General features: G+C 64.1%; 22 protein-coding genes. 12 read left to right on the forward strand and 10 right to left on the reverse strand.

The annotated features are described in order from the left end of the window. Positions 1-45: 45 nt before the first annotated feature. Positions 46-1,374, reverse strand: coding sequence for an omega-aminotransferase AptA (gene aptA / locus CIT37_RS32295; RefSeq protein ID WP_049801758.1), 1,329 nt, complete (start codon positions 1,372-1,374; stop codon positions 46-48). 147 nt (positions 1,375-1,521) lie between these two features. Between aptA and relB the strand changes: the two genes are divergently transcribed. Both relB and CIT37_RS32305 read left to right on the forward strand, forming a co-directional pair. Beyond that, a complete protein-coding gene (gene relB / locus CIT37_RS32300; protein ID WP_038972074.1) occupies positions 1,522-2,070 on the forward strand; it encodes a type II toxin-antitoxin system RelB family anti-toxin in 549 nt (182 codons plus the stop codon). Between the two features lie 187 nt (positions 2,071-2,257). After that, positions 2,258-2,410, forward strand: a complete 153-nt coding sequence (locus CIT37_RS32305) for a hypothetical protein (protein WP_167456551.1) — start codon at positions 2,258-2,260, stop codon at positions 2,408-2,410. Between the two features lie 41 nt (positions 2,411-2,451). Here CIT37_RS32305 and CIT37_RS32310 read toward each other — a convergent pair whose 3' ends face one another. From CIT37_RS32310 to CIT37_RS32320, 3 genes are read right to left on the reverse strand one after another with little or no spacing between them, the layout of a single operon-like run. After that, the gene (locus CIT37_RS32310) at positions 2,452-4,713 is read right to left on the reverse strand and encodes a xanthine dehydrogenase family protein molybdopterin-binding subunit (RefSeq protein WP_095425577.1); all 2,262 of its coding nucleotides are present in this window, start codon (positions 4,711-4,713) and stop codon (positions 2,452-2,454) included. Next, entirely contained in the window at positions 4,706-5,761 is a 1,056-nt protein-coding gene (locus CIT37_RS32315) for an FAD binding domain-containing protein (protein ID WP_095425578.1), read from the reverse strand. Before CIT37_RS32315 ends, CIT37_RS32310 begins: the two co-directional genes overlap by 8 nt. After that, positions 5,758-6,255 (reverse strand): (2Fe-2S)-binding protein, encoded by a 498-nt coding sequence (locus CIT37_RS32320; protein WP_038949755.1) that lies wholly within the window; start codon positions 6,253-6,255, stop codon positions 5,758-5,760. Before CIT37_RS32320 ends, CIT37_RS32315 begins: the two co-directional genes overlap by 4 nt. A gap of 252 nt (positions 6,256-6,507) precedes the next feature. Here CIT37_RS32320 and CIT37_RS32325 point away from each other — a divergent pair, with 252 nt between their 5' ends. Both CIT37_RS32325 and CIT37_RS32330 read left to right on the forward strand, forming a co-directional pair. Further along, the gene (locus tag CIT37_RS32325) at positions 6,508-7,146 is read left to right on the forward strand and encodes a TetR/AcrR family transcriptional regulator (RefSeq protein WP_028142208.1); all 639 of its coding nucleotides are present in this window, start codon (positions 6,508-6,510) and stop codon (positions 7,144-7,146) included. A gap of 66 nt (positions 7,147-7,212) precedes the next feature. After that, positions 7,213-7,620, forward strand: coding sequence for a DUF4864 domain-containing protein (locus CIT37_RS32330; RefSeq protein WP_095425579.1), 408 nt, complete (start codon positions 7,213-7,215; stop codon positions 7,618-7,620). Here the strand turns inward: CIT37_RS32330 and CIT37_RS32335 are convergent. Continuing rightward, positions 7,617-8,882: an MFS transporter gene (locus CIT37_RS32335; RefSeq protein WP_038972080.1), complete on the reverse strand. Its 1,266-nt coding sequence runs from the start codon at positions 8,880-8,882 to the stop codon at positions 7,617-7,619. The genes CIT37_RS32330 and CIT37_RS32335 overlap by 4 nt on opposite strands. Before the next feature lie 173 nt (positions 8,883-9,055). Between CIT37_RS32335 and CIT37_RS32340 the strand changes: the two genes are divergently transcribed. The 8 genes from CIT37_RS32340 (at position 9,056) to CIT37_RS32375 (ending at position 16,351) form a co-directional block, all read left to right on the forward strand. Then, positions 9,056-9,478 (forward strand): hypothetical protein, encoded by a 423-nt coding sequence (locus CIT37_RS32340; RefSeq protein ID WP_244429174.1) that lies wholly within the window; start codon positions 9,056-9,058, stop codon positions 9,476-9,478. A 74-nt stretch (positions 9,479-9,552) separates the two neighbouring features. Continuing rightward, positions 9,553-9,837 carry a hypothetical protein gene (locus CIT37_RS32345; RefSeq protein WP_028142204.1) on the forward strand — a complete coding sequence of 95 codons (285 nt, stop codon included), beginning with the start codon at positions 9,553-9,555 and terminating at the stop codon, positions 9,835-9,837. A gap of 9 nt (positions 9,838-9,846) precedes the next feature. After that, positions 9,847-11,286: a TolC family protein gene (locus tag CIT37_RS32350; protein ID WP_095425580.1), complete on the forward strand. Its 1,440-nt coding sequence runs from the start codon at positions 9,847-9,849 to the stop codon at positions 11,284-11,286. Positions 11,287-11,299: 13 nt separating this feature from the next. Next, entirely contained in the window at positions 11,300-12,631 is a 1,332-nt protein-coding gene (locus CIT37_RS32355) for a copper oxidase (RefSeq protein WP_028142202.1), read from the forward strand. A 32-nt stretch (positions 12,632-12,663) separates the two neighbouring features. After that, positions 12,664-13,116 carry a cupredoxin domain-containing protein gene (locus CIT37_RS32360; RefSeq protein ID WP_161966250.1) on the forward strand — a complete coding sequence of 151 codons (453 nt, stop codon included), beginning with the start codon at positions 12,664-12,666 and terminating at the stop codon, positions 13,114-13,116. 16 nt (positions 13,117-13,132) lie between these two features. Continuing rightward, positions 13,133-13,435, forward strand: a complete 303-nt coding sequence (locus CIT37_RS32365) for a copper-binding protein (RefSeq protein ID WP_038949761.1) — start codon at positions 13,133-13,135, stop codon at positions 13,433-13,435. Positions 13,436-13,714: 279 nt separating this feature from the next. Then, positions 13,715-15,856 (forward strand): flagellar biosynthesis protein FlhA, encoded by a 2,142-nt coding sequence (flhA, locus tag CIT37_RS32370; protein ID WP_161966251.1) that lies wholly within the window; start codon positions 13,715-13,717, stop codon positions 15,854-15,856. Positions 15,857-16,150: 294 nt separating this feature from the next. Then, a complete protein-coding gene (locus tag CIT37_RS32375) occupies positions 16,151-16,351 on the forward strand; it encodes a hypothetical protein (protein ID WP_028142198.1) in 201 nt (66 codons plus the stop codon). A gap of 284 nt (positions 16,352-16,635) precedes the next feature. Here CIT37_RS32375 and CIT37_RS32380 read toward each other — a convergent pair whose 3' ends face one another. The 5 genes from CIT37_RS32380 to CIT37_RS32400 form a co-directional block, all read right to left on the reverse strand. Further along, positions 16,636-17,181 carry an REP-associated tyrosine transposase gene (locus CIT37_RS32380; RefSeq protein WP_028142197.1) on the reverse strand — a complete coding sequence of 182 codons (546 nt, stop codon included), beginning with the start codon at positions 17,179-17,181 and terminating at the stop codon, positions 16,636-16,638. 73 nt (positions 17,182-17,254) lie between these two features. Further along, on the reverse strand, positions 17,255-18,184 hold the full coding sequence (locus tag CIT37_RS32385) for a hypothetical protein (RefSeq protein ID WP_152036289.1): 930 nt from the start codon (positions 18,182-18,184) through the stop codon (positions 17,255-17,257). Positions 18,185-18,519: 335 nt separating this feature from the next. Further along, positions 18,520-19,280 (reverse strand): IS5-like element ISBj2 family transposase gene (locus CIT37_RS32390; RefSeq protein ID WP_110115815.1). Its coding sequence is split into 2 segments (ribosomal slippage): positions 18,520-18,941 and positions 18,941-19,280, totalling 762 coding nucleotides; the frame shifts between segments, so codons are not numbered across the junction. Positions 19,281-19,388: 108 nt separating this feature from the next. Further along, entirely contained in the window at positions 19,389-19,889 is a 501-nt protein-coding gene (locus CIT37_RS32395) for a toxin-activating lysine-acyltransferase (protein WP_161966252.1), read from the reverse strand. 2,055 nt (positions 19,890-21,944) lie between these two features. Continuing rightward, positions 21,945-22,217 carry a hypothetical protein gene (locus CIT37_RS32400; protein ID WP_080670183.1) on the reverse strand — a complete coding sequence of 91 codons (273 nt, stop codon included), beginning with the start codon at positions 22,215-22,217 and terminating at the stop codon, positions 21,945-21,947. Positions 22,218-22,431 lie beyond the last annotated feature (214 nt).

A 22,431-nucleotide genomic window follows, 5' to 3' on the forward strand; every position in this document is an offset into this window, starting at 1 on the left:
CGCTCGCCGCTGCAAGGAAACAACTCGCAACGGCGAGAGCAATTATCAGGCCACCCGCTTGATGGCGTCACCAAGGATCGACACGATATCGTCGATATGGCTCTTCTCGACGATGAGCGGGGGCGACAGCGCAAAGGAGTCGCCGCTCATGCGGAAGTACAGCCCGCGATTGAAGCAGTCGACCATGACGTCGTAGCCACGCGCACCGACCGCGCCGTCGCGCGGCGACAGCTCTACCGCGCCCATCAAGCCGCAGTTGCGGATGTCGATGACGTTGGGCAGGCCTTTCAGCGAATGCAGCGCGTCGCGCCAGTATTCGGCGATCGACGCACCGCGCGTGAGCAGGCCCTCGTCCTTGTAGATGTCGAGCGTCGCGATTCCGGCGGCACAGGCGGTCGGATGCGCCGAATAGGTGTAGCCGTGGAACAGCTCCATGACGTTTTCCGGGCCGATCATCATGGCGTCATGCACCTTGCGATGCGCGAACACCGCGCCGCAGGGAATGGTGCCGTTGGTGATGCCCTTGGCGGTCGTCATCATATCAGGCGTGACGCCGAAGAAGTTGGCGGCGAACGGCGTGCCGAGACGGCCGAAGCCGGTGATGACCTCGTCGAAGATCAGGAGGATGCCGTGCTTGTCGCAGATCTCGCGCAGGCGCTGCAGGTAGCCCTTCGGCGGCGGCAGCACCGCGGTCGAGCCCGGCACCGGCTCGACGATGACGGCGGCGATCGTCTCGGCGCCGTGCAGAGCCACCAGCCGCTCGAGATCGTCGGCGAGCTCGGCGCCATGCTCCGGCTGGTCCTTGGCGAAGGCGTTGCGGGTGAGATCGTGGGTATGGCGGATGTGGTCGACGCCCGGCAGCAGCGTCGCGAAGGCGCGGCGGTTGGCGACCATGCCGCCGACCGAGGTGCCGCCGAAGCCGACACCGTGATAGCCGCGCTCACGGCCGATCAGGCGGGTGCGGCTCGCCTGGCCGTTGGCGCGGTGATAGGCGAGCGCGATCTTCAGCGCGGTGTCGACCGATTCGGAGCCGGAATTGGTGAAGAAGATGCGGTCGAGGCCCTTCGGCGCGATCTCGGCGAGCCGCTCGGCGAAGTCGAACGCCAGCGGATGGCCCATCTGGAACGACGGCGCGAAGTCCAGCGTCATCAGCTGGCGCTCGACTGCGGCGGCGATCTGCTTGCGGCCGTGGCCGGCATTGACGCACCAGAGACCGGCGGAGCCGTCGATCACCTTGCGGCCGTCCACGGTGGTGTAATGCATGCCCTCGGCCGAGGAGAACAGGCGCGGCGCCTTCTTGAACTGCCGATTGGCCGTGAACGGCATCCAGAACGAGTCGGTCTTGATAGTGTTCGGAATCTGATGAAGGGTCACGGCCGCGCTCCTTTGCTGACCCTCTAGCAGAGCCACGGCTTGGAATGCGCAACAAGTCCTTTTCTGGTGACCTGCAAGCCATTGATTTAACTGGGGCCGCCGGTCCATATTTGCGCGATCCGCAACACCTGCAACAGGACCTGGGCCATGAGCGTCGACATCGGTGGACGGCTGCGATTCATCCGGGCGCGCCACAAGCTGTCGCAGCGCGAGCTGGCCAAGCGTGCCGGGGTCACCAATTCGACGATTTCGCTGATCGAATCCAACCAGATGAACCCCTCGGTCGGCGCGCTCAAGCGCATCCTCGACGGCATCCCGATGGGGCTCGCCGAGTTTTTCGCGCTGGAGCCGGAGTCCAGGCGCAAGATCTTCTACCGCGCCGAGGAGCTGACCGAAGTCGGCAAGAAGCCGATTTCGTATCAGCAAGTAGGCGACAATCTGTTCGGTCGCAGCCTGCAGATCCTGAAAGAACGCTACGAGCCCGGCAGCGACACCGGACGCGTCCATCTCGTCCACGACGGCGAGGAAGGCGGCATCGTGATCTCGGGCAAGCTCGAGGTCACCGTCGAGGACGAGCGGCGCATCCTCAACCCGGGCGATGCCTATTATTTCGAGAGCCGCCGCCCGCATCGGTTCCGCTGCGTCGGCGGCAAGCCGTGCGAGGTGATCTCGGCCTGCACGCCGCCGACGTTCTGAGGCGCGGCCAGCCGATCCGCAAATAGCAGGGAACACCGGTATCTTACGGTGCTTGAGCTATCTCAATTTCCACGCGCCAGACCGCTATATATTACGAACCGTAGCCGAGCAGCCTGGCTTAGAGGTGCTGAGGTTATGGCCCCGGACTCCTAGGTCTCCGGGGCCGCTTCGTAACAGAGGCCCGCGCATGAAGATCACTCTTGTCAATGCGGAAGCTGCGCTCGACGAAGTCCTGCGCGACACGGATAAGCTCCACTCGCGCGAGCTGCGCAAGGCCATCGCAAAACACATCGAAGCACAGAGAGAGCAGATCAAGGCTCTCCGCAGGATGATGAACTGATCGCCGCGGCGGAGCGAGCAGGCCTCGCCCCGCCTGCCGCCTCAACGCTGCGTCAGCAACTCCTCAATCCGGATCGGGAATTTGCGCACGCGCACGCCGGTCGCATGCCAGACGGCGTTCGCGACCGCGCCGGCACTGCCGGTGATGCCGATCTCCCCGACGCCCTTGATGCCGAGCGCATTGACGTGCGGGTCGTGCTCCTCGACCGTGATCACATCGAGCGGCGGCACGTCGGCATTCACGGGGACATGGTACTCGCCGAGATCAGCGTTCATGATCCGGCCGCTGCGCCGGTCGGTGACGGCCTCCTCATGCAACGCAAACGACATCCCCCAGATCATGCCGCCGAACAGCTGGCTTTGCACCATGCGCGGGTTGACGATGCGCCCGGCGGCGAAGGCCCCGATCATGCGGCTGACGCGGACCTGGCCGAGCTCGGGATCGACCTTCACCTCCGCGAACACCGCGCCATGGGCATGCATCGCATATTCCTCCATCGCCGCAGGGTTCGGCGCACCAGTGCCGCGCGCCTCGACCTCGGCGACGCCGGCGCGCGCGAGGATCTCCGTGTAGCTCTCACCGCGGCTCTCGTCGTCGCGCCGGATCAATCTGCCGTCGCGCGCGATCACGCCGGCATTGCCGGCGCCGAACAGCGGCGAGCGCTCGTCATTGGTGGCGAGATCGGCGAGCTTTGCGATCACGGCCGCGCCGGCGCTATGGATCGCCGCACCCGTGGTCGCGGTGTGGGCGGAGCCGCCGGCAATACCGGCATCGGGCAGGTCCGATGTCCCCGCCTTGAACGCGACGCGGTCGATATCGAGGCCGACGGCGTCGGCCGCGATCTGGGCCAGTGCCGTCCAGGCGCCCTGCCCCATGTCGTGCGCGCCAATCTCCATGGCGCCTGAGCCATCGCGTCGGATCGCCGCGCGCGCTTCGGCCTGGAACATCAGCGCCGGGAAGGTCGCGGTGCCCATGCCCCAGCCGACCAGCAGGCCGGCATCATCGCGCATCTGCCGCGGCTGCAGCGGACGCTTCGACCAGCCGAAGCGCGCAGCGCCCTGGTCGTAACAGGCCCGCAGCGCCTTTGACGAGAACGGCTTGCCGGTGATCGGCTCGACCTCGGCATAGTTCTTCAGGCGAAAGGCGAGCGGATCGATGCCGCAGGCCCAGGCCATCTCGTCGATCGCACTTTCGAGCGCGATCGATCCCGTTGCCTCACCCGGCGCCCGCATGAACAGCGGCGTGCCGGTGTTGACGCGTACGGCGTCATGCGAGGTCCGGATCGCAGGTGCCGCATAGAGCGTATGCGAGGCATCGGCCGCGGGCTCGTAGAAATCGTCGAACGTGCTCGACACGGTCCGCGCATGGTGATCGAGCGCGGTGAGGCGCCCCTCACCGTCGGCGCCGATGCGCAAGCGCTGACGGGTCGGCGCGCGATGGCCGACCGGGCCATACATCTGCTCACGGCGCAGCACCAGCTTGACCGGCCTGCCGACCAGCTTCGCGGCCATGATGCCGAGGACCGGCGGACCGCCCATGAGCCCCTTCGATCCGAAGCCGCCACCGAGGAACGGGCTGCGGATGTGGATCTTGTCGTGCGCGATGCCGAACAGCTCGGCGATGCGCGCGAGCGACAGCTTCAGGCCCTGGGTCGGCATGTCGACGGACAGCCTGTCGCCATCCCAGTGAGCCACGACCGCATGCGGCTCCATCGCGTTGTGATATTGCGGCGGCGTCTCATAGGTCGCGTCGATTTGCGCCTCGGCCGAGGCAAGGCCCGCCTCGACATCGCCGCGGTGATTTTCGGTGGGGTTGCCGACGCCGACGACGGGCGGCACAAAACTCTCGCCGGCATCGAGGCCGATGAGCGGAGGCTGCGCCTCGTAGCGCGGCGCCAGCAGCGCGGCACCTTCCGTCGCGGCTTCAAGCGTCTCGGCGATCACGACGGCGATCGGCTGATTGGCGTAGCGGACCTCGTTGCTCTGCAAAGCCTCCATCCGAAACACGAAGGGATTGGTCTTGATCTCGGGGTCGATGGCAAGCGGTGGCTTGTGGTCCTGCGTCATGACGTCGACGACGCCGGGATGACGTTTGGCGGCAGCGACATCGAGCGACGCCACACGTCCGCGCGCGATGCTGGAGGTCGCGATCACCGCAAACAGCATGCCGGGCGGATGATTGTCGGCGGCATAGGTCGCCTGCCCCGTGACCTTGAGGACGCCGTCACGGCGGGTCAGCGGCTGGCCGATGTTCGAGCCGTGCCTCAGATGGGCAGGTGCGCTGGTGAGGTTGAGCTCAGGCATGGATGGCTCCTGATGTCGAGGCAAAGGGAGAGGCCGGCAGGGCGGGCAGGCGCGCGGGCGTCCCGGCGGCGGCGAGGGTCAGCGCGCGCACGACGATGCGGCGCGCGAGCTCGATCTTGAAGGCGTTGTCGCCGGACGGCTTTGCGTCGGTAAGCGCACGCCAGGCGGCTTCCTGGAAGGCGTCGGCCGTGGGCGCGACGCTCTTGAGAACGTCCTCCGCAGCGCGGGCGCGCCAAGGCTTTGCGGCGACACCGCCAAGTGCGAGCCGCGCTTCGGCGATCCTGCCGTTCTCGATCCGCAACGCAGCCGCGGCCGAGACCACCGCGAAGGCGTAGGAGGTGCGCTCGCGAACCTTGAGGTAGCGCGCATGCGAGGCAAATTCGCGCGCCATCGGCGGCAGGCGCACCGCAACGATGAGATCGCCGGGCTCGAGCGCGGACTCGCGCTCGGGCGTATCGCCGGGCAGGCGATGTAGTTCGTCGAGCGCGATCTCGCGCCGGCCGCCCCGGCCCTCGATCTCGACGACCGCACCGAGCGCGACCAGCGGCACGCAGAAATCGGAGGGATGCGTGGCGATGCAGCTCTCGCTCCAGCCGAGCACCGCGTGGGTGCGGTTCTCGCCGCCGCGGGCGTCGCAGCCGCTGCCGGCCTCGCGCTTGTTGCAGCGGCTGGCAGTGTCGTAAAAATACGCGCAGCGCGTCCGTTGCAAGAGATTGCCGCCGACGGTCGCGGCATTGCGCAGCTGCGCGGATGCGCCGGAGAGCAGCGCTTCGACGACGGCCGGATAGGACCTCGCGAAGTCCGCATTATGCGCGAGATCGGCGTTGCTCACCAGGGCGCCAACGCGCAGGCCGCCATCGGCGAGGCGCTCGATGCCGTCGAGCCCTTCGAGATGCGTGACGTCGACGAGACGATCCGGACGGCTGACGCCGCCTTTCATCAAATCGAGCAGATTGGTGCCGGCGGCGAGATAGACGGCGCCGGGCTGGGCCGCCGCGGCAACGGCCTCGGTGACGGTGGTCGGCCTGACATAATCGAACGGTTTCATGCGGAGCGCCTCTGTTTGGTTTCGTCAGCGCGTCCTTGCGCGTCGAGCACGGCATCGACGATGCCGGCATAGGCGCCGCAGCGGCACAGATTGCCGCTCATGCATTCGCGGATGCGTTCGGGATCGTTGCCGGCCTGCGCTTCCTGCATCATGCCGATCGCGCTCATGATCTGGCCGGGCGTGCAGAAGCCGCACTGAAAGCCGTCATGGGCGATGAAGGCGGCCTGCACCGGATGCAGCTGGTCGCCGCGCGCAACGCCCTCGATGGTGAGGATATCGGCTCCGTCATGACTGACCGCGAGCGCGAGGCACGAGTTGATACGCTTGCCGTCGACCAGAATTGTGCAGGCGCCGCACTGGCCGCGGTCGCATCCCTTCTTGGTTCCGGTGAGATGGAGGCGCTCACGCAAGAGATCGAGCAGCGTGACGCGCGGATCGTCGAGGACGAAGTCGCGCCGCGCACCGTTCACGGTGAGGCTGATGGAGTGGTTCATACAAGGCTCCGATCAGATTTGGACATGAGTGATCGCGCAGCGCGCCACCGCCGTGGCCGCCGTCGATCTACGTTGACGCGGGCAGAAGCCGGCCAACATCCAGGCGAAGATACGGAGGCTCCCTCCGCTTAACAAGGGCCGGTGGAAAAATATTGGAATTGGTCAAAAGCCCATGCGCCACCAACGCGATGCAGCCCGGCAAGGGTTCAACAAGGGTTCAATCTAACCAATTCGTGATCTACATTGCCCGATATGGACGACCACAGCGACCAGACCCGGAAGCCCCGCGCCGATGCCGTGCGCAATCGCGAGCGCGTGCTCGAAGCCGCCAAGGCCGTTTTCAACGCGGGCGGCCCGGAAGCGAGCCTGGAGGCCGTGGCCAAGCGCGCCGGCGTCGGCATCGGCACGCTCTATCGGCATTTTCCGACGCGCGAGGATCTGTTCGAGGCCGTGTACCGACGCGAGGTCGAGCAGCTCAGCGAGCTTGCCGAGCATCTGCGAAGCGCCAAGGATCCGGTCGAGGCGCTGCGGCGCTGGCTGCAGTCCGCCGTCGAATTCGTCGCCACGAAAAAAGGCATGCTGGCCGCGCTGGCGCTGGCGTATCAGAGCTCGTCGGAACTTGCCGTTTTCTCGATGGACCGGCTGACCAAGGCGATCGGCTCGCTGCTCGAGCGCGCGGTCGCAGCCGGCCAGATGCGCGCCGACATCGTTCCGGAGGACCTGCTGCGGGCGTTTTTCGGGATGTGCTACATGCACGATAAGCCGGGATGGCAATCCTCGGTGCTGCGCCTGCTCGACGTGTTCGTCGACGGGCTGCGGGTGCAATCCGCTGCCAAGACCAGGGCGCGCGTGGCCAAGCCAGCGAAGCCGGCGGTGAAACGGAAGCGATAGCGCGCCCGTATTTCCCAGAGGTCATGCTAGGATCAGCATTGCCGGGATTTCAACGCGGAGCCTGTCATGCGCATTGCCGCCTTGCTGGTCGCTATCAGTATTATCTTCAGCTCCACCGCAGCCTTTGCCGACGATATTGCCTCGGCGCAGGGCGTCATCCGCGCCCAGGAGCAGGCTTTTGCGCGCGACGATGCGGCCGCGGCCTATTCCCACGCCGCGCCGGCGATCAAGGAGATCTTCCCCGCACCTGGCGCCTTCATGTCGATGGTGCAAAGCGGTTATGCGCCGGTCTACCGGCACAAGAGTTTCGAGTTCGGAGACAGCAAGAGCGAAGGCAGCTGGATCGCGCAGCGCGTTCATATCATCGACGCCAATGGCGAGGCGTGGGAAGCCCTCTACACGCTCGAGCAGCAGGCGGACGGCAGCTACAAGATCACCGGCTGCTCGCTGTTGAAGGCGGAACAGGCGGCTTAGGTTGCAAAGCCCGGTCCGGTCCTGATCGACTTCATCCGCGAGCGGATCAACAGCGTCAGGACGATGCCGATATTGAGCGCGTTCCACGCCACACCGTTCGCGAACGCCGCGGCGTAGGAACCGGTCGCATCGAAGATGATGCCCGACACCCAGCCGCCGAAGGACATGCCGAACACCGAGGCGAAGATCACGATGCCGACGCGCGTTGCGGCTTCGCTCGCCGGCATCGCCTCGCGCACGATGATGGCGTAGCTCGGCACGATGCCGCCCTGGAACAGGCCGAACATCGCGGAGATGAGATAGAGCGAGGCGAGGCTGTCGAAGAACAGATAGAACACCAGCGCGAATCCCTGCGCCAGCGATCCCACCAGCAGCGTGCGGATGCCGCCGATCTTGTCGGCGAGGAAGCCCGAGCCGATCCGGCTGACGATGCCGCAGGCCATCATCAGCGACAGCATCTCGGCGCCGCGCGCCACGCCGTAGCCGAGATCGCCGCAATAGGCGACGATATGCACCTGCGGCATCGCCATGGCGACACAGCAGGAAATGCTGGCGATCGAGAGCAGCACCGTCAGCGTGTTGGTCGACAGCTTGAGATCGACGCGCGGCGGCGGCGCATTGGCGTGGTCGTGGACCTTGTCGTGACCAATCTGTGCGCGCAGGACCAGCACGAGGATCGTCATCAGGCTGACGCAGACGAGCCCGATGCCGATATGAGTGTAGCGCCAGCCAACCTCCTGCATGCCCCAGTTCACGATCGGGGGCCACATCGTTCCGGCGAAATAATTGCCGCTCGCGACGATGGTCACGGCGAGGCCGCGATAGCGCTCGAACCAGTGCGAAGCCTCCGCCATCAGTGGCGCGAAGGTCGCCGACGTTCCGAGCCCAATCAGAAAATAGGCTGCCACGAACTGCCAGAGTTGCCCGGACAGCCCCGCGAGCACATTGGCAACGCCGAGGAAGGCGATGCTGATCGCCATTGCCGGCACGATGCCGAATCGGTCGGTGATCTTGCCGGCGATCACGCCGCCGAGCCCGAAGCCGAACATCATGAGGGTGAAGGCCAGCGACACCGCGCCGCGGGTGGCGGAGAATTCCGTCTGCACCGCGGGAAGCATCACCACGATCGCCCACATGCCGACGCCACCGATCGAGCCGATCACCAGCGCAAGCACAAGCCGTATCCAGGCCTGACGGGAATCAGGGCTGAATGTTCCAGGCGTTTGTCCGGAGTGATTTGGCGCGTGCACGGGGCGGAACATGGCCCGCGGATCGTCACAGGGTCAAGCATCGTGGCGCGATATTGGGCATGCGCGGTGCACTGCGGTAAGAAGCAGCTTGGCGAACGCGCGATTTGCCATTAGTTTGCAATCCGCGTGAGCAAATCGCCGCGCGAAAGCATGTCGGCGGAATGTTGCTGCGATTGACACGATCGATGCGGATCAAGGTGGGGCGCTTCATTGCCCTCGCCTATCTGTTCTGCGTGCTCGCGCCGGCGGCAAGCCTCGCCTGGGGCAGCGGCCCGGCGCCGTGTCTCGATGAGACCTTGCTGGCCGATCTCGCACCGGTGCATCAGCAGATGCCGGGCGGTCACATGCACGACGGCAGCTCGCACGATCACGCGGCGGCACACGCGCATCACCAGGCCGCTGCGCAGGACGCGCCCGCTTCTTCGCATCATCATGGCGGCAAGGGCACGGCCGGACCGTGCTGCGCGATGATGTGCATCAGCGCGCTGCCGGCCGATCTGCCTGGCTTCGCCAAGCCGGTTCAGCCCGTCTCCGCCTGTGCCCCCGAGATCGTGGCCAGCCTGCACAGCACGGCGCCGCCCCTGCACTACCGCCCTCCCATCGCCTGATCTGACACGACGATTTCGGGCCGAGCGCGCGTTTGCGCGCGCGGACCTGTGGTCTTTCAGATCAGGGATGAAGCATGCTGACGCTTTCCGTGGCGACGTCCGCCGCCGCATCTACGGCGCGAGGACGACACTTTCGATTCCATTGGCCGTTGCTGGCCGCACTTGCGCTGGCGCTGTCCGGCTGCATGCCGGCAACGACGCAAGTCGCCGGCGCCGATCCCGCTGATCCCTCGGCGAAGGTCGCGCCTGTCGGCTATGGGTCGACCATTGCGCCCTACACCAGCCTGCGGCCTGCAGCGCCGGCGCCATGGCGCGACCGCAACGAGGCCGTGACGCCGCAGCCGAAGCAAGACCGGTAGGAGCGCGCCATGACACATCAATTCGCGCGAGGCCTGCTCGTTCTCGCCACGCTCAGCCTTTGCGCACCCGGTCTTGCCGGCTGCGCCGCGTTCTCGCCCGACAGCGGCATGAGCGCGGTCTCCGAGCTGACGAGCCAGACCATCAACAAGGATGTCGCCTTCGTTCGCACGCCCGAGGGAGCGGGCGTGGTCGACGCGCGCGTTCGCCAATTATTGTCGCGGACGCTCGGCGTGGACGCCGCCGTTCAGGTCGCACTGCTCAACAACAAGGGATTGCAAGCCGTCTATAACGAGCTGGCGCTGGCCGAGACCGATCTGGTCGAGCAGAGCCTGCCGTCCAATCCCGTGTTCTCGATCTCGCGGATCTCAGGCAACGGCGCCAGCGAGATCGAGCGCCAGGTGGTCGGCGACATCCTAGCGCTCGCCACCCTGCCGTTCCGCTCCGACATTGCCCGCGACCGGTTCCGCCAGGCGCAGTTGCGCGCGGCGCTGGCGACGTTGCGGCTCGCCGCCGACGTCCGCGGCACCTACGTGCGTGCTGTCGCCGGCAACGAGATGGTGGCGCTGCTGACGGATGCGAAGGCGACGGCGGAATCGACCGCACAGCTCGCGGTCAAGCTCGGCGAGACCGGCTCGCTCAACAAGCTCGACCAGGCCCGCGAGCAGGTGTTTTACGCCGAGACCACCGCCGACCTCGCCACCGCGCGCCAGGCTGCGGCGAGTGCGCGCGAAAGGCTCGCGCGGCTGATGGGATTGTGGGACGGCGGCCTCGACTTCCGTCTGCCCAATCAATTGCCGCCGCTGCCGCGCCGGCCGCAGGCACTGCCCTTGATCGAGGCCGATGCGGTGGCCCATCGCATCGATCTACAGATCGCCCGACTGGATCTGACGGCGCTGGCGAAATCGCTGAACCTCACGGAGGCGACGCGCTTCGTAACCCTGCTCGATCTCGCCGGCATCTCCCGCCGCACCAGGGATCCCGAAGGCGCGCCCTTCCGCGAACGCGGATTCGACGTGCAGTTCCAGATCCCGATCTTCGACGGCGGCGAAGTCCGCGTGCGACAGGCGGCCGAGACTTACAATCTCGCCTTCAACCGCCTGACCGAGCGCGCCGTCAACGTGCGCTCGGAGGCACGCGATGCTTATCGTATCTATCGCTCGGCTTACGACGTCGCCAGCCACTACCAGCGCGAGATCATCCCGTTGCGTAAGATCATCACCGAGGAGATGCAGCTCCGCTTCTCCAGCATGCAGGTCGATATCTTTGCGCTGCTCACCGAGGCACGACAGCGTCTGGCCTCGCTGCGCGGCGCGATCGATGCCCGGCAACGTTTCTTCCTCGCCCAGTCCGACCTGCAGACCGCCGTCAATGGCGGCGGCGCGCCTGCTGCGGGCGGCGACACTTCAACCACCATCGCCGCGGCAGCGCCTGCCGATGGCGGCCACTGAGATGGAGGCCGGAATGTTTTCCCGCAGAGGATTTTTGGGCACCGCCGCGCTCGTCGGCGCATCCGCGGTCCAGGGCCGCGTGCAGGCGGCATCGATCCCGGAAGCTGCGCACATGGACAAGGTGGTGATGCAGCCGCCGCTGCATCCCGTCAGCGGGCCCGACTATCGCCCCGTCGTCACGCTGAACGGCTGGTCGCTGCCGTTTCGCATGAACGGCGACTGGAAGGAATTCCATCTCGTCGCCGAGCCCGTGGTGCGCGAATTCGCCGAGGGCATGAAGGTGAATCTGTGGGGCTACAACGGCCAGTCGCCGGGCCCGACGATCGAGGCGGTCGAGGGCGACAAGGTCCGCATCTTCGTCACCAACCGCCTGCCCGAATACACCACCGTGCACTGGCACGGCATGATCATTCCGAGCGGCATGGACGGCGTCGGCGGGCTGACCCAGCCGCACATCCAGCCGGGCAAGACCTTCGTCTACGAGTTCGAGATGAGGAAGAGCGGGACCTTCATGTACCACCCGCATTCCGACGAGATGGTGCAGATGGCGATGGGCATGATGGGCATGGTCGTCGTGCATCCGCGCGATCCGAACTTCCGGCCGGTCGACCGCGACTTCGTCTTTGTGATGAGCACCTATCGCGTCGATCCCGGCACCTATCTGCCGCAGGTCAACGAGATGACCGACTTCAACATGTGGACCTGGAATGCGCGGGTGTTTCCCGGCATCGATCCGCTGCCGGTCAGGCTCGGCGACAAGGTGCGCGTGCGGATCGGCAATCTCAGCATGACCAACCATCCGATCCATCTGCACGGCCACAGCTTCGCGGTGACCTGCACCGATGGCGGCTGGATTCCGGAGAGCGCGCAATATCCGGAGACGACGACCGACGTGCCGGTCGGCGCCGTGCGCGTGTTCGACGTGCTCGCCGACAATCCCGGCGACTGGGCGTTCCATTGCCACAAGTCGCATCACACCATGAACGCCATGGGACACGCGGTGCGCAATTTGATCGGCGTGTCGCGCAAGGACCTCGCCAAGGCGGTCGGCAAGCTCGCGCCTGACAGCATGGCGATGGGCTCGACCGGCATGGCGATGGGCAACATGGAGATGCCCGCGCCCGACAACACGCTGCCGATGATGACCGGCACCGGCCAGTTCGGCCCGATCGAGATGGGCGGCATGTTCACGGTAATGAAGATCCGCGAGGACCTCGCACGCGACGATTATCGCGATCCGGGCCCGTACAAGTTTCCGCAAGGCACCGTCGCCTACGAGGTCGAGGCGCCCGATGCGGCACCAGTGCGGCAGCCGGGCAAGCCGACGCACAAGATGAAGATGTGAGCGTTTCGATGAACCACCAACTGGAGACAACGATGAAGACGATCAAGCTCGGCCTCGCGCTGGCGGCGCTGTCGACCGCGCCGGTCCTTGCGCACGACAAGCACGGGCACGCGAGTTTTTCGGCCGGCGAACCCGGCGATCCCAACAAGCCCGCGCGCACCATCGAGATCCTGCTCAACGAGATGGACTACGCGCCGGCCAAAATCGACGTCAAGCGCGGCGAACAGGTCCGTTTCGTGCTGCGCAATGTCGGCAAGGAGGACCATGAATTCCTGCTCGCCACGCCCAAGGAGAATCTCGCGCATGCGGTGGAGATGAAGAAGCATCCGCACATGGAGCACGACGATCCCAACGGTGTCAGGCTCGCACCGAACAAGACGGCCGAGATCCTCTGGAAGTTCAGCAAGGCCGGCACGTTCGAATTTTCGTGCCTCATTCCCGACCATCGCGACTACGGCATGGTCGGCCACGTCACCGTGAAGTAGCGACAAGGAGCCTCCCATGAACCGCATCATCCGCATTGCCGCAGCGCTGACGCTGGCTGTCGGCCTTACCACTGCCGCCCTCGCCGCCGAAGGCGCCGCGATCAGCGGCGAGGTCAAGAAGGTCGACGAAGGCGCCGGCAAGATCACGCTCAAGCACGGGCCGGCCAAGAGCCTCGGCATGGAGGACCCCATGACCATGGTCTACCGCGTCAAGGATGCGGCGATGCTCAAGCAGGTGAAGGTCGGCGACAAGGTCACCTTCGAGGCCGAGGAGGCGGCGTCGGGGTATACGGTGACCAAGATCGACAAGGCGAAGTAGGGGTTGCCCGGTCATTCCGGGGCGCGCGCAGCGCGAACCCGGAATGACGACCTTGGCTCCCGAAACACCCCGGTCCGCCCCTCTCCCACCCCCGCGTTAACCCTTTGCTAACCATACACCCGGCAAGAATTGCCGGGTGAAGTCGAGTGTCGTCAGCCGCGTAAAACGGGAGCTCCCGTGGACGCCAGTGCGGTGCCTCACTTTCGGAACGGCGGCCCTTCGGCCGCCGCGCAGACATTTGGGGCGCGCGGACGGCAGTCGCGCGGGGAGGCAGCTACCATGGTCGACGTCACCGCGGGACAGGGCGTAGGCAGCGCAAGGCCCTCGATTCCCTCCCTCAACGAGATCGTCAACGTCCTCAAGCGCGGCGACATCGCGCTGGCGCTCGGCATCCTCACCATCCTGGTGGTGCTGATCCTGCCGCTGCCCGCGATCGTGCTGGACCTGTTCCTGGCGATCTCGATCACGCTCTCGATCCTGATCCTGATGACCTCGCTGTTCATCCAGACACCGCTGGAATTCTCGGCCTTCCCGACCATCCTGCTGATCTCGACCATGCTGCGCCTGTCGCTCAACATGGCCTCGACCCGGCTGATCCTGTCGCACGGGCACGAGGGCACGGCGGCCGCCGGTCACGTCATCGAGGCCTTCGGCAGCTTCGTGATGGGCGGCAATTTCGTCATCGGCATCATCGTCTTCGCCATCCTGATCATCGTCAATTTCGTCGTCATCACCAAGGGTTCGGGCCGTATCGCCGAGGTTGCCGCCCGCTTCCACCTCGACGCCATGCCCGGCAAGCAGATGGCGATCGACGCCGACCTCGGCGCCGGCCTGATCGACGAAAAGGTCGCCAAGCACCGCCGCAAGGAGCTGGAGGACGAGAGCGGCTTCTTCGGCGCCATGGACGGTGCCTCCAAATTCGTCCGCGGCGATGCCATCGCCGGCCTGTTGATCGTCTTCATCAACGTCGTCGGCGGCATGATCATCGGCGTGGCGCAGCAGGGCATGTCCTTTGCCGATGCGGGGCGCAGCTACACGCTGCTGACCGTCGGTGACGGCCTCGTCACCCAGGTGCCGGCGCTGATCGTCTCGACCGCGGCCGGCCTGCTCGTCTCCAAGGCCGGCGTCTCCGGCGCCGCCGACAAGGCGCTGATGAAGCAGTTCTCCGGCTATCCGCAGGCGCTCGCGATGTCCTCGGCGGTCATGCTGGTGCTGGCGGCCCTGCCGGGCATCCCGACCCTCCCCTTCCTGGCGCTCGGCACCGGCGCCGGTGCGCTCGCCTGGCACGCCCGCAACCGCAACCGGGTGACGGCCAAGGCCGAGGAAGCCGCCATGGCCGCACCCGCTGCGGGAACGCCGGGTGCGGCGGGCACGGCTGCGGCCGAAGAGCCGATCTCGGCGGCGCTCAAGATCGACGACCTCAAGATCGAGCTCGGCTATGCGCTGCTGCCGCTCGTCAACGGCCCCGACGGCACCGACCGCCTCACCGAGCAGATCAAGGCGCTGCGCCGTTCGCTCGCGATCGAGATGGGTTTTGTGATGCCGGCGGTGCGCATCCTCGACAACGTCCAGCTCGAGGCCAACACCTACATCATCAAGATCAAGGAGGTCGACGCCGGCACCGGCAAGATCTGGCCGAACCAGTTCATGGTGATGGACCCCGGCGGCAGCCAGGTGCAGGTGCCCGGCATCCACACCACCGAGCCGACCTTCGGCCTGCCCGCGACCTGGGTCGATGCCAGTCTCAAGGAGGAGGCCTCGCTCAAGGGCTACACCGTCGTCGACGCCGCGACCGTGCTCTCGACCCATCTCACCGAGCTGCTCAAGGCCAACATGTCGGACCTGCTCTCCTACGGCGAGGTGCAGAAACTGCTCAAGGAGCTGCCGAAGGAGCAGGGCGAGCTGGTCAAGGACATCGTGCCGGGACAGGTCACGGTCTCCGGCATCCAGCGCGTGCTGCAGCTGCTGCTCGCCGAGCGCATCTCGATCCGCGATCTCTCCACCATCCTCGAAGGCATCGCCGACTCGCTCGCCTTCTCGCGCAATCCCGCCACCATGGTCGAGCACGTCCGGGCCCGCCTGGCGCGGCAGATCTGCGCGCAGAACACCTCCTATCCCGGCTATCTGCCGCTGATCGCGCTGTCGGCGCGGTGGGAGCAGGCCTTTGCCGAATCCATCATCGGCCAGGGCGAAGAGCGCAGCCTTGCGATGCAGCCCTCGAAATTGTCGGAGTTCATGACCGGCGTGCGCGAGGCGTTCGAGCGCGCCGCCCGCGAAGGCGAGGCGCCGGTGCTGGTCACCTCTGCGGCAATTCGTCCCTTCGTCCGCTCCCTGGTGGAGCGGTTCCGGGCCCAGACGACGGTGCTGTCGCAGGCCGAGATCCACCCCAGGGCGAGATTGAAAACTGTCGGAAGCATCTGATTTGCCTTAAGAAGCCGTGTGTTTTTCGGCCACAGGCAAATGGTTTCTGAGTTCCTGGCGCCTTGTGGACCAAACCTCGACAAGGCGCCTGACAGGCACATTACAGCTTTGAAATAATTGCAAAAATGCACGATCAAGGGTCGCTTTTGATCGCGATCTTTCACGTCCTGTCACGCTCTTGTGATGGCCTCTTGGGAACGAATCCCCCCAATACTAGGTTGTTGGGCACCGGAAGCATGAACCTGCCTGAAACGGCCGGCGACTACTTCGGGTAGATGGCGGCAGGAGGCTTCCATGAACCACTCGATCTACAGCGCAGATCGCGCGACCCATTTGAAAGTCGTGGTCGTTGCCCTCGTCGCAGGGATCGCGGTGGCGGGCCTCGGCATCACGGCACGCACGGGTTCGGACGAAGGTCTGACCCAGACCGCCCGCGTCATCAAGGCCGACAAGCCGGTTGTTATCACCAGCGCGAATGCATCCCTCGTTCGCTAAGGAGATCTGACGAGTTTTTTGAATTCACGCGGCTCTTTACCAGCCCCCCAAAGTCGCCACGTGGATATGTAGACGACCCCAACCCCAAGTCGACTACAGAAAGCGCCCGCCCCCCACGGGCGCTTTCTCATGTCTGGGGGTGTGATTGCAGGCGCGCTCGCCAAATTCATCAAACACACGACTGTCTCCTCTCGTGTTCCGGACGCGCTGCAACGCGATTTCAGCACCCGCCTCACTCCGTCATTCCCGGCCCGCGTAGGATGGGTTGAGCGCAGCGATACCCATCATCTGCCCTCTCCTCTTTCACCGTATTCGTGTGCATCCTCCGAACGATCGCCGGCCCAGTCGACCGGATAATTGCCAAGCCTCACATGGCGATGAAACGAGGACCATGCCCAGTCGCATACGCGCGGGACCAGCCCATGCTTGACCGGATTGATGTGGACGTAGTCGACATGGCGCACGAAATCGCCTTCATCGCGTATGGCATGCTCCCAATAGCGGCGCTGCCAGATTCCGCGTTCGCCCCTTGCGGCGCGGCTCGATGATATTCGTTCACCGCGCTCGACGCCGCGAGAAAATGCTGACTTGACCAGTCGCCAGCGTGTTGCGAAATCGGAATCGCCTTCGGGTAACGACCATACCGCATGGAGATGATCGGGCAGCACAACGACGGCGTCGATCGTGAAGGGATGACGTCGGCGTGTTTCGCGGAAGGCCGCGCGCAAGATCTCGACATGGTCCGTCAGCAGGGAAAGCCTGCGCTCCGCCAGATTGACGGTAAAGAAGAAGCTGCCTCCCGGGACGAAGTTGCGACGATAATTTGTCATCATGAATTGGCGGAGAAGAAAGTGATGGGTTTCGCAAGGGCTCAACCCATCCTACGGGCTCAGCAAGACTTGTTCACTTTTTCCTGAGCTGGACCTTTTGAAGCCAACTGCAACTCCCGCCGGTCCCGAATATCAAAATGCTCGAATCGGAATGCGGGAGCATGAACGAGGCACGCCCATTCGATCCGTCGCACACTCGCTCTACCGTATTGGGGAGAAGATCACGGGTGATTTGGGTCGTTGCCCGCTCTAGATAAAAAAGGTTTGTACCTTCCGCAGCGACACAGAAGGTGATCAGACCACCGTCTAGAGGAGCAACAACGGTACGAGGGCACGGCATGGGTCCTAGGCGACCTGGCACAACAGTATCGGGAACGTCTTTCTGCCAAATAATCTGGCCCTTCGGAGTGATGCGCGCAACGCTCAATGGCTTTGCCGAAGGAGGCTTCGACCATGGCTCAGTCCACGCAGTCGCTGCGTAAAGGTCGCCCCGTCCGGAAACAACTTTCATTAGCCAAGCGGAGCTTGGATTTTGAGCCGGCTCTTCACGGACAAGTTGACGATCAAGAAGTCGACCTTCAGTCTCAAACCGCCATAAAGCGACTCGCACAGCAGCGCCGACAGGATGGCCATCGACAGCTTCGAAAGCCACTACCGCAATCAAATCATTCAATACAGTAACCGAGGCGATTTTGCCCGCGCCGAACGTCTTCTCCCAAACGATCTCTCCATCTCCAGATATTCGCGCGAGCCAGCTTGCGTCGTCTTCTCTCCCGACGATCACCGCGTCACCGCTGGGCAAAACCGCTATATCAGCAATTGTGTTATCACGATTGCGCGCAACCTCAATTTCCCGAATCACGTGCCCGGCCGGGTCGAGCTTTGCGATGTAGCCATCAGACAAAGGAGCACCACCGATCGAACGTCGGATGTTCTGCGTTCCCCCGACCCAGAGCGAGCCGTCCGCTGCCACTGCCAAATGGATGGCGGAGGCAGCAAGCATCTTCGCACTCAGAATTGGAACGCGGGTACCAGTGCTAAGCTCGCTCGCGCCGATCGACAATGCCAGGCGCTTCTCACGATCTTGAAGAAGGAGGACCGCGGTGCCGTTCGTCGCTGGAGCAACCTCCAGTACCGTGACCTCCGGGATAGACCAAAGGTATTTTGACGATGATATAAGTCCGTTACCGCTACTCGGCTCGGCAGATAGAGGAAAGTTCAGACAGCTAAGCGAGCTGAGGAAAAACAATGCAGCCGGAAGCGCCCTAATGGTAGGCTCTAGGCAGCTCGCGGCAACAGACAGCAGCCGACCACACCAAGCTGCATTAGGGTCCAGACTCAATTGAGCCAATATGCGACGAGAGCGGCGAGATGAACAGCGGCCAAAAAATTACGGGCGAGCTTGTCATATCGCGTGGCGATGCGCCGGAAGTCCTTGAGCCTGCAAAAGCAGCGTTCGATGACATTTCGTCCTTTGTAGGCGCGTTTGTTGAAGCGATGGATGACGACACGGTTAGATTTATTGGGGATTACGGGCTTGGCGCCACGACGAATGATTGCGCCGCGAAGCTTGTCGCCATCATACCCTTTGTCGGCGAGGAGCACGCTCATGGGTGGCGCGAGCGCCAGGACATCGGGAGCCGCAGCGATATCGGCATCTTGGCCTGGAGTCAGATGCAGGACGACCGGCCGGCAGAGCGGATCGCTCAGCGCATGGATTTTTGTCGTGCGGCCTCCGCGCGAGCGGCCGATTGCTTGATTGTGCTCCCCCCTTTTCCGCCGGAGGCACACCGGTGAGCTTTAATCGAGGTCGAGTCGAGCGACAGTACGACGCCGTCTTCGCCAGGCTTGGCCAGCGCTTCGAAGATTGCGCACCATCGTCCTCGCTTGGCCCAGCGATTGAAGCGATTGTAGATCGTCGTGTAAGGGCCGTATTCACGTGGACAATCACGCCATCGTGCACCCGATTGCAGCATGTGAATGATGCCGCTGACGATGCGTCGGTCGTCGTCCCGATCCGGCCCCGTCAGTCCCCTCGGCAGATGCGGTTCGATACGCGCCCATTGCCTGTCGTTCAGCCAAAACAAACCAGCGCGCATTCTCTCGCCCCCGAATCAACACGTAGGCAAGAGAATCACGTGGCGCTATTTAGGTACAGACCCTAGCCAATCGATACGCATAAACGCGGAACACAGGCGGCATCGAATTTACCACTTACCGGGCTCTATTTGATCGCGCATCTCGCTTTCGCCCCCAAACGGAGCAACCACATCGATGATCTTCCTGTTCGCCCCGCTCTTCCATTCCGTCGGCGTCAACCGCACATCCCCCGCATCGATCCGCTTCGCAACGGTCTCATCCGCCAGCGCCCAGAATGCGACGCCAACCGGCTGCTCGCCCTTGTAGAAGATGCGGAACTGCTGCAGCAGGATCGCCGGCATCACCAGCCATTCGAGATCGCCGAGCGGGATCGCCTTGTGGCGCGGCGACTGCGTCATCAGCCAGGTGATCTCGCCGAGCACCTGCGACACGGTCTTGGGCGGCGGGACCGCTTGCGCGGCGGCGGTGGAAGCCCCGGATTCGTTTGCGGCCTGGGCGCCGTTCGCGTGCGGAGCGCTGCCGGACGCTTCGCCGAGGCCGGCGCTCGCCTGCCCTGCTGCCGCTGGCGTTGGCTCTTCGATCCGCTTCGCGGCTCCGGTCTTCGTCATCCGCTTCTCTCCACGCGTCTTCTTCCCGGTGCCCGGCATCGGCCTGTTCTCCTTGCGAGAAAGGCCGAAGTTGAGAGCGGCCGTAGGATGGGTGGAGCGAAGCGATACCCATCGTTTCAGCGGCAGAGGATGATGGGTTTCGCAAGGGCTCAACCCATCCTACGGGCTGCTATGGACAGAATGCCATTCCCAACCCCTGCGGGTGACGCTAGACGAAACAACCTGGGCACATCAAGCAATAATTTGATGACGGAGTTGTCGGCGCGCGAGGCGTGTGGATTTCGCCACGCCGGCGTCATGAAGGATGTTGCAGCTTGCCGCGTCACGATACCGCCTGCTCTGTTGTGCGAACGCCGTGACGGAGTGTGAAGTACCAGCGCCCACCACTCTCGTGTCCCGGACGCGCTGCAGCGATCTTACGCTGCTGCGCAGAGCCGGGACCCAGGAAGCCACAGCATTTGCTGCCACGTGGGCCCCGGCTCTGCAGCGCATCGCTGAAGAAGCGCTGCGCTGCGTCCGGGGCATGAGAGCGGAATTTGGACGCAGCTCGTAGGATGGGTAGAGCGCAGCGAAACCCATCAACACTTCCCCTGTGTTGAAACATGATGGGTTTCGCAAGTGCTCTACCCATCCTACGCCTCCGAGACACGCCTTCGCATCCTCGCGGCTGATCTCGCCCGAGCTTTGCTTGATCTCTTCACCCTCTTGAATGGAGAGGGCGCAGGGAAGACCGGGCGCCGGCTGGCACCCGCGGTCCACTGTGCGAATCCTGCGTAACAAGAAGCTGCACAGCGGCATACAGGTGTAGCCAGGACATCCCGGCCTTCCCTGCGCAGTGGCTTTACGGCTTATGTCGTGATCTCCCCGGGGAGCGTTGCACTATTGCCCCCGTCGCCTTGCGGATGGCTGATGCGTGGGCCCGGTTGGACCGCACACATCACCACAAGACTTGGCGCACAGACCCCGGGCGCCAGGACCACACGATTTTGCCGTACGCCGATCACACCGGTCGTGTGCGCGATGCTTTCGCTCACGGCTCTCCGCCCTGCGAAAGCTCTTCGCGCCGATGCAATCAGCGTCCACCGCCGCCCGGCCCGCGTTCGTGACGATCGCGATACGCCCCTCTTCCTTGGGCCGGGTTGCGACGACACATACGCCCTTTCCGAAATTCGGTAAAGTGGAATATTTTTAAGGCGCCGATTGACCGATGGATTGGGTGTTTTGCCCGTCGGGCAACACAAGGGCTTGTAAGCTGGGCCCATCCACCGAATTGGTCTCGGTCAGTAGCCTCCGTGTCAAATTTCCAGGATTGCAATCAAGGCTGATGTCGGCGAACCGCACCGCAAGTCAGGTATAAAGCTTAAAGCCGCTCTTCCAGCGGCGTTCCTGGAAAGCTACATGGAAATCACGATCAGCCGCTAGACGTCGCGCCCAATGGCTTTCCATCTCGAGAAAAACGCCGACCGCTTAAATGAAGCGCAGGCGGCGGCTTACCAGCCCCCGGGAGGGTGAGAGCAAAATCCCGATGAAGGAGAACGAGACCTGAATTCAAGATGGCGGCAGTAGGCCCGGCGAGGTCAGCCACTTGTTGAGCTCCCCAGCAACATCGATCTGGCGGGCTTTTCGCAGAAGCTCCGCGCGGCGGACGCCAGCGGGCATCCCGTTGGCCTGTAGGCGGAGATTGATCGCCTCTTGCGCAAGGCGGTATTCGAATGTCAAGGATTGTCGTGGGGACCGTTGAGCCGGCATGTATGACGCTCCGCTGCGGGGTTGAGCGGGAGCGCAACTTGCGTTCACACCACCGATAGATGCTATGGGCCGCTCGATGGTCGTGGGACAGTGCGCCTTTATCTGCCGGATAGCGAGCGCTTTGTTCGGTTCCTGGCAGCAACTATCCGCATCCACTGGCGCCTTGTGCGGTCTGCCCTCCCATCCAATACCGTGCCAGCCAGATGAAGAGCACGCTTTCGTTGGCGCACCACTCGACAACCTTTGGCATCATCGTTCGTCATCTCACAGGCTCTCTCAATTGGCGCGCATGTTCGGAAGCGAGACTCAGCAACCGCGGCAAATATTCTTGAGCTTCGCGGCGGTTCGGGCTTCTTCCGCACGAAATGGATCTTTGTAACCTGACGATGGGTCGATGCCGGCTTCATCGGGCTTCCTGGTTCTTGGAGGAAATGCCGCATCGTAACAGGAAAGGCGCGCGCTGGTACTTTCGATCGCACGGCAGTTCGGCTCGGCGGCAAAAGCTGTTGGCGTGAATGTGCCCAGTGCGAATGCCAGCAAGAGCGCCGCGGTCCATGTGCCTGTTCGAACCATCCTCATGCTGAACACTCCATAGCTATTTGGTTTTACTCGCCCAGGTGGGACGCTCGCCGGTCCAGGCCGGAAGAGCATCCCATTCGGACCAACGCATCCGGCGCTCCTCACCTCCGACCCTCACGAAAACAAAGGGCGCATCGTCCCGGCCAGTCTTCGAACCAACGAAGATTGCCGGAACCCCGTAGGCATCCCTGATGATCGCCGTGTTTGCCATTTT

Origin of the sequence: Bradyrhizobium ottawaense (assembly GCF_002278135.3) — a bacterium.
Classification (GTDB): domain Bacteria; phylum Pseudomonadota; class Alphaproteobacteria; order Rhizobiales; family Xanthobacteraceae; genus Bradyrhizobium; species Bradyrhizobium ottawaense.